The organism is Pseudonocardia sp. GCM10023141, from assembly GCF_042653605.1.
In genome coordinates this window covers 114,492-128,872 of sequence record NZ_JBHSIR010000045.1, presented here as the reverse complement: position 1 = coordinate 128,872, position 14,381 = coordinate 114,492, and the positions used below count along the sequence as shown (strand labels likewise).

Sequence of the window (14,381 nt, the reverse complement as noted above, 5' to 3'; positions counted from 1 at the left end):
TCAGGCGCCGCCTGCAGCGGGGCCGGAGGCGCCCGTCGGCGCAGGGCCGGAGGCGCCCTCCGGGGGAAGCGCCTCGTCGATGAGCAGCACCGGGATGCCGTCGACGACCGGGTAGCGGCGACCGCACTGCGTGCAGGTCAGCACGTCGGCATCGGGATCACTCGCCGTGCCGGCCCGCAGCGGGGCGTGGTCCTCGGTCGGGCAGGCCAGGATGTCCATCAGCTGGGGGTCGAGTGAAACAGCCACGGTCGTCCTCTTTCGTCGTGCGGGTGCGAGCGATGCTGCCAGTAGTCGGCGGGTCGTGCCCGAAGAATCCGGGAACGGTCGGCCCGGGGCCCGTTCCTGGTCAGGCGCGGACGATCGCCAGCACCTCGTCACGCAGCGTCGCGACGGCGGCGTCGTCGGCCGCCTCGACGTTGAGCCGCAGCAGCGGCTCGGTGTTGGACGCGCGCAGGTTGAACCAGGCACCGTCGGCCAGCCGCACGGTGAGCCCGTCGAGCTCGTCGAACTCGGCGCGGTCGCGGTAGGCGTCCTTGACGGCAGTGACCCGGCCGGCCTGGTCACCGACCGTCGAGTTGATCTCACCGGACGCGGCGTACCGCTCGTACCGGGCCATCAGCTCCGAGAGCGTGCCGGCCTGCTCGCCGAGCGCCGCCAGCACGTGCAGCGCGGCCAGCATTCCCGAGTCGGCGCGCCAGAAGTCGCGGAAGTAGTAGTGCGCGGAGTGCTCACCACCGAAGACGGCGTCGGTCTCGGCCATCGTCTGCTTGATGAACGAGTGGCCGACCCGCGTGCGGACCGGCTGCCCGCCGTGCTCGCGCACGATCTCCGGCACGGCCAGCGACGTGATCAGGTTGTGGATCACGGCCGAGCCGGGCGACCTGACCAGTTCGCGGACCGCGACGAGCGCGGTGACCGCGCTCGGGCTGACCGGCTCGCCGCGCTCGTCGACGACGAAGCAGCGGTCGGCGTCGCCGTCGAAGGCGAGCCCGATGTCGGCACCCTCCTCGACCACGCGCTTCTGCAGGTCGACGAGGTTGGCCGGGTCGAGCGGGTTGGCCTCGTGGTTGGGGAAGTTGCCGTCGAGCTCGAAGTACAGCGGCACGACGTCGAGCGGCAGGCCCGCGACCACCTCGGGGACGGTGTGGCCACCCATGCCGTTGCCGGCGTCGACGACGACGCGCAGCCGCCGACCGCCGGAGATGTCGACGAGCTCGCGCAGGTAGCCCGCGTAGCCGGCCAGCATGTCCTGCACCGTGGTGGTGCCGCCGCCGGGACCGGCGGGAACCCCGGCCTCCACGTCCTCGCGGATGGTGACCAGGCCGGTTTCCTCGCCGATCGGGGTGGCTCCCGCCCGGCACAGCTTGATGCCGTTGTACTTGGCCGGGTTGTGGCTCGCGGTGAACATCGCGCCGGGCAGCCCGAGCGTGCCGGAGGCGTAGTAGAGCATGTCGGTGCTGGCCAGGCCGATGGAGACGACGTCGAGGCCCTGGCCGGTGACGCCGTCGGCGAACGCGGCGGCCAGGCCGGGTGAGCTGTCGCGCATGTCGTGTCCGATCACGACGGCGGTGGCACCGCCCTCCGCCACGATCAGCCGGGCGAGCGCCGCCCCGAGGTCGCGCACGATCGAGGCATCGATCTGCTCGCCCACGACGCCACGGATGTCGTACGCCTTCACGATCCCCGACAGGTCAGTCACGGGAGAAACCCTATCGGGGCAGTCAGTCCTCGGACGGGCCGGGCAGGACGCGCAGGTGGCCGCGCCGGCCGGTGCCGGTGGCCGGTGCCGCCTCGATGGGGCGATCGACGCGGCCGGCCTCGCGCACCGCCTCGGCCAGCGCCGTGAGGTCGTCACTGCTGTGTTGCGGCGGCGAGAACTCGCCCTCGAACCGCACGACCTCCCAGCCCCTGGGGGCGGTGAGCCGGTGGGCGTGCTTGTTGCAGAGGTCGTACGAGTGGGGCTCCGCCTGCGTGGCCAGCGGGCCGACGACGGCCGTGGAATCGGCGTAGACGTACGTGAGAGTGGCCACCGCGAACTCGGTGCACCCGGTCCGCGAACACCGCCGCACACTCAGCACGTCATCGACGATAGCGCCTTGACCCCCGCTGATGTGGGTGCGACGCGCGCATCGGAATCTCGCTCGAACCGGCGATCGCTGGCCGACGACGGCCGGTGGCGCTCTAGACTCGGCCCGTGACCACCGCACGACGCACGATGCGCCGCTCGCCCCGCCGGCGAGATCGGCGCGGTCGCGGGCTGCGTGGCCTGATGTATCCCGCCACCACGCCCGCCAGCCGCACCCGCGCCGAGAAGTTCGACGCGCTGGTGCTGGAGGCGCTCGAGCCCATCGAGCTGCGCTGGGGATCCGAGCTGGCCGATCTCGACCTGGCCGTCGACGAGGTCCCCGAGGTGGAGGAGACCTCCCCCGACGAGGTGGTGTGGGGCGCCGGGGTGCTCGCCGATGTCGGCGTGCCGCTCGCGCAGCTCGTGCCGGCCGGGGTCGACCCGGAGGGGCTGCCGTCGCGGGCGCGGATCGTGCTCTACCGGCGCCCGCTGGAGGCGCGGGCCCGAGGGGGTGCCGATCTGGCCGACCTTCTGCACGAGGTGCTGGTGGAGCAGGTGGCGGAGTACCTGAACATCGAGCCGGAAGCGGTGGACGGGGGCGAGTAGCTCCCGCCGGACAGCACTTCGGGGCCGCACGATCGCACGGCCCCGAAGTTGCAGAACTTGCGTCAGATCATGCCCGCCGCGACGTCGACCTCGAACGCCGCGCGGCGCAGCCGTCGGCGTTCGCGCTCCGACAGGCCACCCCAGATGCCGAAGCGCTCGTCGTGCGCGAGTGCGTAGTCCAGGCACTCGGCCCGCACGTCGCAGCCCGAGCAGATGCGCTTGGCCTCGCGGGTGGAGCCGCCCTTCTCGGGGAAGAACGCCTCGGGATCGGTCTGAGCGCAGAGTGCACGCTCCTGCCAGTCCGGTTCCTCGTTGTCGTCGAGCTGGTCGACGAGCACGAAGGACCCGTCGTAGGAGCTCGGGGTTCGCAGCTGATCAGCTGTCGTCTCGACCAGCGTCAGCGTGTTTGTGATCACGTTCACTCGCCCACCTCCCCACGCTCGGCGTAATGGTCGCCCCCGACCAAATAACACCGCTGTAAGTACAACGCTGTGACCGAGCCATTGCAAGTTGAGTCTTCCATCCGGGTGACGCGGTCCACCCGGTCGGTCCACTACCGCGCAGACTGGTTAAGTGCACGGTGTGTCCACCCGAGTGAGTCCGCTGTTCCTGCTGCTGGTGGTGGTGTCCGCCGCCGGCGGGGTGCTCGCCGCTCTGGGCACGGGCGCCGCGTTGGCGGGCGGCTCCACGGTGCTCCTGACCACGGGAATCGTGCTTCTCGTGCTCGGTGGGTGGGCCGTATCACTGTGCCTGCACGAGTTCGGTCACGCCGGCATCGCCTACCGCGGCGGCGACACCTCGGTGCGCGGCAAGGGCTACCTCACACTCGACATCCGGCGCTACACCGACCCGTGGTTGTCCTTCGTCCTGCCGCTCGTGTTCCTCCTACTGGGTGGTATTCCGCTGCCCGGTGGCGCGGTGTGGATCAACCACGGTGCCATCCGGTCCCGCGGCGTCCGCAGCCTGGTGTCGCTGGCGGGGCCGTTCGTCAACCTGGTGCTCGGCGCGCTGCTCACCGCCGCGGTGGTGCTCGTGCCGATGCCCATCGGTCTCGCGATCGGGCTGTCGTGCCTGGCCTACTTCCAGGTGATCGCGTTCGTGCTGAACATCCTGCCGATCCCGGGGCTCGACGGCTTCGGTGCGCTCGAGCCGTTCCTGCCCGACGGCGCGCGCGCCGTTGCCGCGCAGGTCAGGCCGTGGGCGCCGATGGTTCTGTTCGTGCTCCTGATCGGCGTTCCCGGGGTGAACCAGGTGTTCTTCACCGCCAGCGACGCGCTGTTCCACGCGGTCGGCGGCAACGACCGGCTCGCCGGTACCGGCCGCGCGTTGCTGCAGTTCTGGCGCTGACCCGCGCGCCCCGTGCGGGCGTTCGGGGCGGCGGTTGCGCCGACCGGGATCAGCTCGCGTCGATCAGCTCACGCGCTGCAGAGATGGTCGACTCCAGCGCGGCATCCGTGTCTGCGGGTAGGCCGTTCAGGGGCCACCAGCGCAGATCGTCGGACTCGTCGCTGATCTGCGGCTGCGCGCCGGGCCGCGCCCGCACGAGGTACTGGACGTCCAGATGGCGCGTCGGCACCCCCAGCGAGCACGTGATGGGGTGCACGTCGATGTGCAACGGCAGCCGGTCGATCGTCAGCTCGGCGATCCCCGACTCCTCCTGCGCCTCGCGCAGCGCCGCATCCCGCAGCGAGCCGTCCTCGGGCTCGCAGTGCCCGCCGAGCTGCACCCAGCGCCGGACCCGCTTGTGCAGTGTCAGCAGCACGTGCTCGGAGGTGGCGTCGAGCAGCACGGCCGACGCGGTGAGGTGCCCGGCCTCGCACGAACGCGAACACGCGTCGTCGGGGCGGGCGGCGAGGAAGGCCAGCAGCGCCTGGCGCAGCGCGCGCTGCCCCGCGTCGGGCGGTGACCACGCGGCCAGCTCCGCGGCGGCGACGGCCGGGGCTACCACTCGAGCAGCCCTTCCGCGGCGTCGCGCGGGGCGCGCGGTTCGATCGCCTCGACCGGCATCCCGACCGCGACGGCGCCCAGCGGCTGCCAGTCGGCCGGCACGTCGAGCACCCGGCGCACGACGTCGGCGGCGAAGATCGTGGAGCCCACCCAGCACGACGCGAGACCCTCGGCCGCGAGCGCCACGAGCAGCGACTGCACCGCCGCCCCGCCCGCCACGGTGAACATCGTGCGCTCGCCGAGCCGCCGGGCATCGTCGGGGTAGCTGTGCATGCCCTCCCCCGTGCGGAACGCCAGCACCAGCTCGGGTGCGCGGCGCAGCAGGTCGCCGCGGCGCATCCGGCGCTCCACCTCGTCGGTGGGACGGCCGTCGGCCTCGAGGTGCTCCTGCCAGCGCACGGCCATCGCGTCCAGGAGCGCGGCGCGGCGATCGCGGACCCATGCGAACCGGAACGGAGTGCTGTGGTGCGGCGCAGGCGCGGTGAGCGCGACACCCACCGCGCGACGCAGCGCGTCGGCGTCGACGGGCTCGTCGCTGAAGTCGCGGGAGCTGCGCCGCAGGAGCACGGCCTCGCGACGGCCGCGGGCGATGGCCTCGTCGGTGCCGAGCCAGAACATGTCCTCGTCGAGCGGGCGCACCAGATCGCGCGCGGTGGAGCCGTCGTCGACGGGCACCAGCCCGCGCACCACGGCCACCGGGAGGCCCCCGAGCTTGCCCTTGACCAGGTCGGCGGCACCGGCCAGCTCGTCGGCCAGCGCCACCTCGGTGACCAGCAGCTCGTTGCCCTCGCTGTCGACCGCGCCGCCGTAGCGGTGGATCACCTCGAGGCCGGCCGAGCCGATGGCGACGTCGGTCTGCCCGACCCGCCACGAGCGGCCCATCGTGTCGGTGACGACCACCGCGACGTTCACGCCCAGCAGGCGCGCGAGGTCGGCGCGCAGCCGGGCCGCGCTCGCGTCCGGATCCGACGGCAGCAGCGCCAGCTCGTTGCGCCGCACGTTGGAGCCGTCGATGCCGGCCGCGGCCTGCACGATGCCGAGCTTGCCGGCCACGATCAACGTCCGGCCGCGCCGGGCGAGCACCCGCTCGGTCTCGGCGTCGACGAGCTCGCGACGCAGCGTGTCGCGGGCCTCGACGTCGGTGGGGGCGGGCACCAGCCTGCCCTCCACCTTGGAGAACACCTTGGACGTGACCACTACGACGTCGCCGTCGGCGATCCAGGGCGCGGCCGCGGCCAGCGCGCCCGCCAGGTCGTCGCCCGGCCGGAACTCGGGCAGCCCGCGCACCGGGGAGACGGTGATGGCGTCGCGCGCGGCGTGGTCGCCGGGGGGCAGCCCGGGCGGCAGCTCAGACACCGGCCAGCTCCAGCGCGCGGCGCGCCATCTCGGCGGTGGCGTCGACGTCGGTCATCAGCAGCGGCACCGCGCGCACCTCGACGCCGGGCACGTCGGCCTCGTCGCCGGTGTGCACGAGGTAGCCGTCGAGCAGGCCACCGGCGCTGCGGGCGCCGTAGTGGCGGCCGACCGCCTCGGCGCTGGTCTCGACGCCGATGGCGGTGAGGCAGCGGTCGGCCATCCCGCGCAGCGGCCGACCGCCCACGATCGGCGACAGCCCGACGACCTTCGCGGCCGTGGCGGCCAGCGCGTCGCGCACGCCGGGGACGTCGACGAGGGTGCCGATGCTCACCACGGGGTTGGACGGGGCGATCAGCACGACGTCGGCAGCGGCGATCGCCTCGCGCGCCGCGGGCAGGACGTTGGCCTCGTCGGCGCCGATCGAGGCGAAGCGGTGTGCCGGCAGCTCGCCCTTGTGGCGCACCCACCACTCCTGGAAGTGGATGGCCTTCTGCGCCTTCGGGCCGGTGGCCGGGTCGTCGATCACGACGTGGGTCTCGACGCGGTCGTCGGTGACGGGCAGCAGCGTGACGCCGGGCTGCCAGCGGTGGCACAGCGCCGCGGTGACGTCGGAGAGCGGGTAGCCCGCCCGCAGCATCCGGGACCGGACCAGGTGGGTGGCGGTGTCCTTGTCGCCGAGCCCGAACCAGTCGGGATCGGCGCCGTACGCGGCGAGCTCGTCGCGCACCGCCCACGTCTCACCCGCATGGCCCCAACCGCGCTCCGGGTCGATGCCGCCGCCGAGCGTGTACATGCACGTGTCGAGATCGGGGCAGATCCGCAGCCCGTGCAACCAGATGTCGTCACCCACGTTCACGACCGCGGTGATCTCGTGTTCGGACTCACCCGGGCCCGTGGCAGGCAACCCGAGCGCGGCCTTCACCCCGAGGAGGAAACGGGCGCCACCGACGCCCCCGACCAGCACGACAACCTTCACTCGGCCAACCCTACGACGTCAGCCCCGCGCATCCCGCACCAGCAGCGCCACCTGCACGCGGTTGTCGACACCCAGCTTGAGCAGCAGCCGCGAGACGTAGGCCTTGACGGTGGCGACGCTCATCGACAGCTCCGCGGCGATCACCGCGTTGGACCCGCCGCGGGCGACCGCCCCGGCGATCGTGATGGTCCGCCCGTCGGCGAGGACGTGCTCGTCGAGCATCAGCGTCAACCCGGCACGCACCAGCGCATCGTCGTCGACGAGCAGGACGCGCACGGCGGGGCGATCACCGGGACGGCCAGGGCAGCCGCGCGGTGAGCTCGTGCTGCCCGTCGGGCGCGCGGGCGGCGCGGAGCTCGCCGCCTGCCGGCTCGACCCGCTCGCGCAGCCCGATCAGGCCGGTACCTCGGACCGTTCGGCGAGGTGCTGCTCGCCGGCGCCGGCTGCCTTCCCCTGCGAGATCGGCGACACCGGCGACACCGCCCGCGCCGCGCTCGCCGAGACCCGCTCCCTGCTCGCCGTGCGGCGCCTGATCGCGGAGTTCGCGCAACGACCCAACGCCACCCGTCACCGCCCGGAGCGACTGCGCGCCCTCACCCGGCGCGAGACCAAGGTGCTGACGCTGATCGCGGGCGGGCTCTCCAACGCCGAGATCGCCGAGCGGCTGGTGCTGGCCGAGGAGACGATCAAGACCCACGTCAGGCACATCCTCGGGAGGCTGGAGCTGCGCGACCGCACCCAGGCGGTGGTGCTCGCCTACGAGTCCGGGCTGGTGAAGGCGCGGGGCTGACGGCTCACAGCAGGAACTCGCGGGCCCATCCACCCCAACTCGCGGGTCCATCCATCGCAACTCGCGGGTCCATCCATCGCAACTCGCGGGTCCATCCATCGCAACTCGCGCTTCGCGTAACCACCCCCATCCGCGAGTTGCGACGGAACGCCCCGCGAGTTGGGGTCGAACGCACCGCGAGTTGCGACGGGAACGCCCCGCGAGTTGGGACGGATCTGCCGGCGCGATTCCCAGAGGTCTCAGATCGCCCGGTAGTCGCGCGGCGAGAACCGGGGCCCGAACCGCGGTCGCTTGAACCCCGACGCCTCGACGTAGCGCACGGCGCGCTGGCGCTGCGGCGCGTACGGCGTGAGCACCTCGAGCAGGCCGGCATCGTCGAGCGGGCGGCCCAGCAGCGCCCACCCGACGACGGTGGGGATGTGGAAATCGCCGAAGCTGACGGCGTCGGGGTCGCCCCAGACGCGCTGCGCCACCTCCGCCGCGGTCCAGACGCCGATGCCGGGCACCTTGCGCAGCAGCTCGCGGCCGGCCTCGCCGCCGAGCCCGGCCGCCGCTTCCAACCGGTGGGCCACCGCGGCGCAGGCCAGTATCGCGCGCCTGCGAGCATTGTCGACACCGGCGCGGTGCCACTCCCAGTCGGGCACGGCGCGGATCTGCGCGGGGGTGGGCGGCAGGCGCAGCCCGTCGGGCACCGGACCGGGCGCCGGGTCGCCGTAGCGGCGCACCAGCTCCCGCCAGGACCGCCGCGCCTCGGTGCCGGTGACCTTCTGCTCCAGGATCGAGGGCACCAGCACGTCCCAGACCCGCATCGACGCGCCCAGCCGCAGCCCGGCCAGCCGTTTCGCGGAGTCCGCGACCAGCGGGTGGTGGGCCACGAACTCCTCGGGCCGATCGCCGGCACCCAGCAGCGCAGGCAGCCCGTCGAGCGCCCAGGCCGCGCCCGGTCCCCATGCGGCCAGCACGACCGTGCCGTCGGCGCGCCGGTGCAGCCGTGTGGAGACGGGGCCGGCAGGCGACGTCGACGCCCGCCAGATCGCCGTGCCGGACCCCCCGGTCTGGAAGGTGGGATCACCGCGGCCGCGCTGCAGTGGCGCGAGCACGCCGTGGAGATCGAGCCGGTACTCCGGCTTCCACTCGCGCTCGACCGCCTCGGACATGCGTGTCAGACGTCCGCGGAGAAGCGCACCCCGTGCGGCGGCAGCACGACGTCGGGCCAGATGCGGACCCCGTCGCGGAGCTCGCAGTGCGCACCGACGACCGCGCGGTCGCCGATGACCGTGTCGCGCACCGACGCGCCGTCCTCGACGCGCGATCCCGTGCCGACCACCGAGTGCTCCACCACCGCGCCGGCACCGATCACGGCTCCGTCGAACACCATCGAGCCCTCGACGCGGGCGCCGGCCCCGATCCGGGCCCCGCGCCCGACGGTGGTGCCGCCGAACACGAGCGCGCCCTGCGCGATCTCGGCGCCCTCGAGCACCAGGCTCTCCCCGACCGGTCCTGCCAGCGCGGCCGACGGCGCCACGCCGCGCACCAGGTCGGCCGAGCCGTGGATCAGGTCTGCAGGCGTGCCCATGTCGCGCCAGTACGCGTTGTCGACGTGCCCGGAGACGCGCGCGCCCGCCGCGAGCAGCCCGGGGAACGTCTCGCGCTCCACCGACACCGGCCGCCCCTCGGGGATGGACTCGATGACCGACCGCCGGAAGACGTAGCAGCCGGCGTTGATCTGGTCGGTGGGCGGATCCTCGGTCTTCTCGAGGAACTCCAGCACCTGGCCGCTGTCGTCGGTGGGCACGCAGCCGTACGCGCGGGGATCCTGCACCCGCACGAGGTGCAGCGTGACGTCGGCGTCGGTGCGCCGGTGCGTGTCGACGACGGCACCGAGGTCGGTGCCGCACAGCACGTCGCCGTTGAACACGAGCACGTTGTCGGCGCTGAGGTGCTTGGCGACGTTGCGGATGCCACCACCGGTGCCCAGCGGGTGCTCCTCCACGACGTACTCGATCTCCAGCCCGAGCTGGGCTCCGCTGCCGAACGCATCGGAGAACGTCTCGGCGAGGTACGACGTGCCGAGCACGACCCGGCGCACTCCCGCCGCCTGGATCCGGGACAGCAGGTGTGCCAGGAACGGCACCCCGGCCGTGGGCAGCATGGGCTTGGGAGTAGCCAACGTCAGCGGCCGCAGCCGCGTGCCCTTGCCTCCCACCAGCACCACTGCCTCGACGTCGTGCAGCACACGTTCTCCTTCGTCACGCTCGTTGTGCGGATACTTCGGTAGCGAAGAGTTCGGGCTCAGCCGCGGCGCACCATCGCCATCAGCGCACGGGCCGGGGCGGCGTGCCGATCGCGCACGTAGCGGCGCAGCCCACGGTCGTGAGTCTCCAGGATGCCCTGCCGCTCGCGGGCGTGGACGGTGACCTCGGCGGACGGGACGCCGACGACCAGCCAGCCGGCCCGGTCGAGCCGGTCGCCGAGATCGACATCAGCGGGTTCGGGATCGGTGCCCGAGCCCGCGTAGCGGGGGTCGTAGCCGTCGACGGAGTCCCACGCGGCCCGGCGCACCAGCACGCAGGTGCCGGCGAGCCAGCCGACGAACCCGGCAGGCACCGGGACGCACCCGACCCCGCCGCGCACGAGTTGCCCGAGCCGGGGCCGCGGCCCGCCCGAACCCATGAGCACGCCGTCGGGCGCACGCAGCCGCGGCCCGAGCGCCCCGGCCCGCGGGTGCTGAGCTGCGGCCCGCAGCAGCACGTCGAGCGCGCCGGCACCCCAGCTGACCTGGGGATCGGCGATCGCGACCCAGCCGACGTCCGGTGCGAGACCCGCGACGGCGCGGTTGACGGCAGCGGCCCGGCCGACGTCCTCGGACAGGCGCAGCAACGTGGCTCCCGGTGCCGCCGGCGCACCACCCGTGTCGACGTGCACTGCCAGCACCGGGCGGCCGGTGGCGGCCGCCAGCGATCCAGACACCGCGTCGGGCGGGGTGGCCGTGCGCGTGACGGTGACGTGCGCCAGCGCATCGCCGTACCGCTGGACGGGCCCCACCGCGCACACCCTAACGGTGTGCCCTGCATCACCTCAGTCGTCGGTGGGATCCTCGCCGTCGAGCTCGGCGAGCGCTGCGACCGCGGCGCGGTTGCCCCAGCCCACGGCGATGACCAGGTACTCGCGGGCCTCGACCGGCCGCCCGTCCTCGATCAGGAACATGGCGAGCGTGTAGGCCCAGCCCGGCTCGTTGTGGCGCTGGGCCTCCCGGAACTCGCGCTCGGCGCCACCCGGATCGCCCTGCACGAGCAGGAACTGGCCGTACGCCGTGTGCGCCTGGACCGCATCCCGGCGCCCTGCCCACTGGTAGAGCTGCTCGGCCTCCTCGTGGCGCCCCTGCAGCGCCCGCACATCGGCGAGGGCGACCATGGAATCGGGTCGGGACTCGTCGGCGTAGCGCTCGGCCGCCGCGACGGCCAGGTGCAGCTCGCCGGCCTCGGCGTGCAGCGACACCAGGTTGGACGGGGCCTGCCCGTCGCCGGCATCCGCGGCCCGGCCGAGTACGAGCACCGCCTCCCGCAGCCGGCCCGTGTCGCGCAGCAGGATGGCGAGATCGTTGGCCGCCGGCAGTTCTCCGGACTCGACGGCCAGCCGCAGCGCACCCTCGGCGCGCTCGTCGTCGCCGATCTCGACGTACGCGACGCCGAGCCGCCCGGCGAAGCGCACCTGGCCCTGCGCGACCAGCGGGGCCAGCCACTCGGCCGCGGCGTGCCAGCTGCCGCTGTCGAGGTAGGCCTGTACGAGCAGATCCGGCGCGGCCTGCTCGCCGGAGGCGACGGCCCTGCGCAGCACCTCGACCGCGTCGAACGCCCGGCCGGCGGCGAGCAGCTGCGCACCTTCCGCCGAGAGCGGTTCCGCCATCCCCGTCATCGCCCTCCGCCCGATCGAATGAGGGGATGGTGGCACCCTGGTCCGACAGAAGTCACGTTCGGTAGGTGGCGATCACCTTCCGGTAGGCCAGTCGGCGCACCCGTTCGGGCACGAGGCGGTATCCGCCGCGGATCGCGACGTTGCGCAGGTACATCCCGCGGGAGATGAACCGGATCTTGCGGAACCGCCGTTGCAGCGCGAGCTCGGCCCGCAGCTGCGACAGCCCACCCCGGCGCGCATAGGCGCCGGCACCGACGCGGTAGCAGACCAGCGGCTCCGCGACGTTGGCCACGCGGGCGCCCGCGACGATCATCTTCGCCCAGAGCAGGTAGTCCTCCATCAACGCGAAATCGGTGTAACCACCGACGGCGCGGACCAGATCGCGGCGGTACACGACGGTCGGATGGTTGAACGGGTCTGCGAACCGCGAGCGGATGAGGATGTCGATCGGCTCGATCGGCGGCGTCCGCGTCCCGACGACGTCATCGCGATGGGTGCCGAACTCGATCAGGCCCGATCCCAGCAGGTCGACGCCCGATTCGATGATCGGCATCTGCACCGCGAACCGGTGCGGCAACGAGATGTCGTCGGCGTCCATCCGCGCCACGACGTCGTGCTTGCACGCCTCGAGACCGGCGTCGAGGGCCGGCCCCAGCCCGACGTTGCGCTCCAGCAGCACCAGCTCGACCGGCACCGGGCTCTCGGCCGCCAGCTCGTCGATCCGTGCCTGCAGGTCGGCGCCGACCGGGCCGTCGCGCACGATCACGACCTGGTCGGGCATGCGGGTCTGCTCCTGGACCGTCGACCGGAACGCCTCCGTCAGGAAGTCGGGCCGGTCACCGGCCCAGACGGGGAGCAGCAGCGAAAGCTGTTCGGGCACGTGGGGTTCTCCGTCCTTCCGCGCTCACGGATTCCTGTCACGGTCTGTGACACGGGCAGGGGCCGTCGCGGTCACCCGCGACACGCGGGGCTCTCACCAGGGCCGGACGGGCCTGCTGGTGCACCCTATGGGGCACGTCGCTGCCGATCGGAGGTGGAGTGTGGACGCACGCCGGAGCGGCCCCACCAGGTCCTCGGTGTCGGCGCGATCCGAACCGCCCTTCCCGTCCCGTTCGGCCACCTCCCGATCAGGCAGGCCTGCCAGGTCGGCAGGCGAGCACGCCGGTGCAGCAGCAGGTGGGTCGACGGCGCCCCGGCGCCGCCCCACCGCCGCCCGCGCACCCGCCGGGACCCCCTCCGGACCGGTGTGGCCGGTGATCGCGCGCCGGGTGCGCATCGGGCTCGCGGTGGCCTCGGTGCTCGTACTGGTCGTCACCGGTGTCGCGTGGGGCCTCTACCGCGACATCACCGCCGGCATCACCACCACCGACGTCATCGCGGGCGGCTCCACCACCGGAGCGCAGAACATCCTGCTCGTCGGTGTCGACAGCCGCACGGACGCGCAGGGCAACCCGCTGCCCCAGGCGGTGCAGGACCAGCTGCACAGCGGGCCCGACACCGGGGTGCTCAACTCCGACACGATCATCGTGCTGCACGTGCCCAAGGGCGGTGGGGCCGCGGCGGCCTTCTCGATCCCGCGCGACGCCTACGTCGACATCCCCGGCTATCGCACCGACAAGATCAACGCCGCCTACCCCGCGGTGAAGGAGCTCACCGCCGAGAAGCTCGTGGCCAACGGGATCACCGACCGGGCCACCGTCGAGGCCAAGGCCGGGCAGGCCGGGCGCGCCGCGTTGATCAAGGCGGTGGAGGGGGTCACCGGGCTCACGATCAACCACTACGCCGAGATCAACCTGCTCGGCTTCTACAACCTCACCACCGCCATCGGCGGCGTCGACGTCTGCCTCAAGGCCGCTGTCGACGACGACCTGTCCGGAGCGAAGTTGCCGGCCGGACCCCAGACGATCTCGGGCGCCGACGCGCTCGCCTTCGTCCGGCAGCGCCACGGGCTGCCCGACGGCGACCTCTCCCGGATCCGGCGCCAGCAGGTGTTCCTCGCCGCCGTCGCCGACAAGATCCTGCACGGCGGCACGCTCACCGACCCGGCCGCGCTCAAGGGCCTCGTCGACGTCGCGCAGAAGTCGCTCGTGATCGACTCCGGCTGGGACATCCTCGGGTTCGCCCAGCAGGCCTCCGACATCGCGGGCGGGAACCTCGAGTTCCTGACGATCCCGACCCGCGGGCAGGAGACCAACTCGCGCGGGGACGTCGTGCTCGTCGACGACTCCGAGGTGAGCGACTTCATCGACAAGCGGATCGCCGACCAGGCGGCGGCGGCCGCGCAGGCCGCTGCCAAGCCCGTGTCGAAGCCCGCACCCGCCAAGCTCGACGTGATCCCGAGCCGCTACGTGGTGGACGTGCGCAACGGCTCCGCCAGGGTCGGGCTCGCCGGCGACGTCGCCACGAAGATGCGGGCGCTGGGATTCGCCTACGGCACGATCGACAACACCGACGCGACGCCGACGTCGGTCGTGCGCTACACCGGCTCCGACGGCACGGCCGCCCGCGCGGTGGCCGACCAGCTCGGCGGCATCGCCACGGAGTCGTCGAGCGACGTTCCGCCCGGGCACCTGAGCGTGCTGGTGGGCGCCGACTTCGACCCGGCCATGGCTCCGCCGCCCGCGGCGCCCGCAGCGGACCCGGCCCCCACCTCCGCGCCCCCGCCGCCGCCGGACGCCCCGATCACGGCGGCCGGGGTGCCCTGCATCGACTGATCGCCCGTACTA

17 protein-coding genes are annotated in these 14,381 nt (G+C 73.2%); 4 read left to right on the top strand and 13 right to left on the bottom strand.

Annotated elements, in window-relative coordinates; genetic code table 11:
* The 3 genes from ACFPFQ_RS27285 to ACFPFQ_RS27275 form a co-directional block, all read right to left on the bottom strand.
* Complete coding sequence (locus ACFPFQ_RS27285) at positions 1 to 246, bottom strand: Trm112 family protein (RefSeq protein ID WP_379623754.1); 246 nt, start codon at positions 244 to 246, stop codon at positions 1 to 3.
* 100 nt (positions 247 to 346) lie between these two features.
* A complete protein-coding gene (locus tag ACFPFQ_RS27280) occupies positions 347 to 1,699 on the bottom strand; it encodes a phosphomannomutase/phosphoglucomutase (RefSeq protein ID WP_379623752.1) in 1,353 nt (450 codons plus the stop codon).
* Between the two features lie 22 nt (positions 1,700 to 1,721).
* Positions 1,722 to 2,069, bottom strand: coding sequence for a DUF3499 domain-containing protein (locus ACFPFQ_RS27275; protein ID WP_379623820.1), 348 nt, complete (start codon positions 2,067 to 2,069; stop codon positions 1,722 to 1,724).
* A 125-nt stretch (positions 2,070 to 2,194) separates the two neighbouring features.
* Between ACFPFQ_RS27275 and ACFPFQ_RS27270 the strand changes: the two genes are divergently transcribed.
* A complete protein-coding gene (locus ACFPFQ_RS27270) occupies positions 2,195 to 2,671 on the top strand; it encodes a metallopeptidase family protein (protein ID WP_379623750.1) in 477 nt (158 codons plus the stop codon).
* Positions 2,672 to 2,733: 62 nt separating this feature from the next.
* On the opposite strand, the gene ACFPFQ_RS27265 is transcribed toward ACFPFQ_RS27270, so the two are convergent.
* On the bottom strand, positions 2,734 to 3,009 hold the full coding sequence (locus ACFPFQ_RS27265) for a WhiB family transcriptional regulator (protein WP_379623818.1): 276 nt from the start codon (positions 3,007 to 3,009) through the stop codon (positions 2,734 to 2,736).
* A gap of 256 nt (positions 3,010 to 3,265) precedes the next feature.
* On the opposite strand from ACFPFQ_RS27265, the gene ACFPFQ_RS27260 reads away from it, so the two are divergent.
* Positions 3,266 to 4,018: a site-2 protease family protein gene (locus ACFPFQ_RS27260; RefSeq protein WP_379623748.1), complete on the top strand. Its 753-nt coding sequence runs from the start codon at positions 3,266 to 3,268 to the stop codon at positions 4,016 to 4,018.
* A 49-nt stretch (positions 4,019 to 4,067) separates the two neighbouring features.
* Here ACFPFQ_RS27260 and ACFPFQ_RS27255 read toward each other — a convergent pair whose 3' ends face one another.
* Genes ACFPFQ_RS27255 through ACFPFQ_RS27240 form a run of 4 tightly spaced genes read right to left on the bottom strand, consistent with a single transcriptional unit; the run spans position 4,068 to position 7,226 of the window.
* The gene (locus ACFPFQ_RS27255; RefSeq protein WP_379623747.1) at positions 4,068 to 4,619 is read right to left on the bottom strand and encodes an NUDIX hydrolase; all 552 of its coding nucleotides are present in this window, start codon (positions 4,617 to 4,619) and stop codon (positions 4,068 to 4,070) included.
* Positions 4,613 to 5,974: a coenzyme F420-0:L-glutamate ligase gene (locus tag ACFPFQ_RS27250; protein WP_379623745.1), complete on the bottom strand. Its 1,362-nt coding sequence runs from the start codon at positions 5,972 to 5,974 to the stop codon at positions 4,613 to 4,615. The genes ACFPFQ_RS27255 and ACFPFQ_RS27250 overlap by 7 nt, the downstream gene beginning before the upstream one ends.
* Complete coding sequence (gene cofD, locus ACFPFQ_RS27245; protein ID WP_379623743.1) at positions 5,967 to 6,950, bottom strand: 2-phospho-L-lactate transferase; 984 nt, start codon at positions 6,948 to 6,950, stop codon at positions 5,967 to 5,969. The genes ACFPFQ_RS27250 and cofD overlap by 8 nt, the downstream gene beginning before the upstream one ends.
* 18 nt (positions 6,951 to 6,968) lie before the next feature.
* Entirely contained in the window at positions 6,969 to 7,226 is a 258-nt protein-coding gene (locus ACFPFQ_RS27240) for a response regulator transcription factor (protein ID WP_379623741.1), read from the bottom strand.
* 46 nt (positions 7,227 to 7,272) lie between these two features.
* Between ACFPFQ_RS27240 and ACFPFQ_RS27235 the strand changes: the two genes are divergently transcribed.
* Positions 7,273 to 7,740: a helix-turn-helix transcriptional regulator gene (locus tag ACFPFQ_RS27235; protein ID WP_379623739.1), complete on the top strand. Its 468-nt coding sequence runs from the start codon at positions 7,273 to 7,275 to the stop codon at positions 7,738 to 7,740.
* Positions 7,741 to 7,979: 239 nt separating this feature from the next.
* Here the strand turns inward: ACFPFQ_RS27235 and ACFPFQ_RS27230 are convergent, their stop codons facing one another.
* From ACFPFQ_RS27230 to ACFPFQ_RS27210, 5 genes are read right to left on the bottom strand one after another with little or no spacing between them, the layout of a single operon-like run.
* Positions 7,980 to 8,897: a DNA-3-methyladenine glycosylase family protein gene (locus ACFPFQ_RS27230; protein WP_379623737.1), complete on the bottom strand. Its 918-nt coding sequence runs from the start codon at positions 8,895 to 8,897 to the stop codon at positions 7,980 to 7,982.
* 5 nt (positions 8,898 to 8,902) lie between these two features.
* Complete coding sequence (locus ACFPFQ_RS27225; RefSeq protein ID WP_379623816.1) at positions 8,903 to 9,973, bottom strand: sugar phosphate nucleotidyltransferase; 1,071 nt, start codon at positions 9,971 to 9,973, stop codon at positions 8,903 to 8,905.
* Positions 9,974 to 10,032: 59 nt separating this feature from the next.
* Entirely contained in the window at positions 10,033 to 10,785 is a 753-nt protein-coding gene (locus tag ACFPFQ_RS27220; RefSeq protein WP_379623735.1) for a dTDP-Rha--alpha-D-GlcNAc-pyrophosphate polyprenol alpha-3-L-rhamnosyltransferase, read from the bottom strand.
* A 33-nt stretch (positions 10,786 to 10,818) separates the two neighbouring features.
* Positions 10,819 to 11,655 carry a tetratricopeptide repeat protein gene (locus tag ACFPFQ_RS27215; protein WP_379623733.1) on the bottom strand — a complete coding sequence of 279 codons (837 nt, stop codon included), beginning with the start codon at positions 11,653 to 11,655 and terminating at the stop codon, positions 10,819 to 10,821.
* A gap of 52 nt (positions 11,656 to 11,707) precedes the next feature.
* A complete protein-coding gene (locus ACFPFQ_RS27210) occupies positions 11,708 to 12,535 on the bottom strand; it encodes a glycosyltransferase (RefSeq protein ID WP_379623731.1) in 828 nt (275 codons plus the stop codon).
* A 373-nt stretch (positions 12,536 to 12,908) separates the two neighbouring features.
* Between ACFPFQ_RS27210 and ACFPFQ_RS27205 the strand changes: the two genes are divergently transcribed.
* Positions 12,909 to 14,369, top strand: coding sequence for an LCP family protein (locus tag ACFPFQ_RS27205; RefSeq protein WP_379623729.1), 1,461 nt, complete (start codon positions 12,909 to 12,911; stop codon positions 14,367 to 14,369).
* Positions 14,370 to 14,381 lie beyond the last annotated feature (12 nt).

Excerpts from the sequence above, each read along its gene's own strand:
- ACFPFQ_RS27230 (WP_379623737.1), bottom strand. The coding sequence starts at position 8,897 with ATGTCCGAGGCGGTCGAGCGCGAGTGGAAGCCGGAGTACCGGCTCGAT.
- ACFPFQ_RS27215 (WP_379623733.1), bottom strand. The coding sequence starts at position 11,655 with ATGACGGGGATGGCGGAACCGCTCTCGGCGGAAGGTGCGCAGCTGCTC.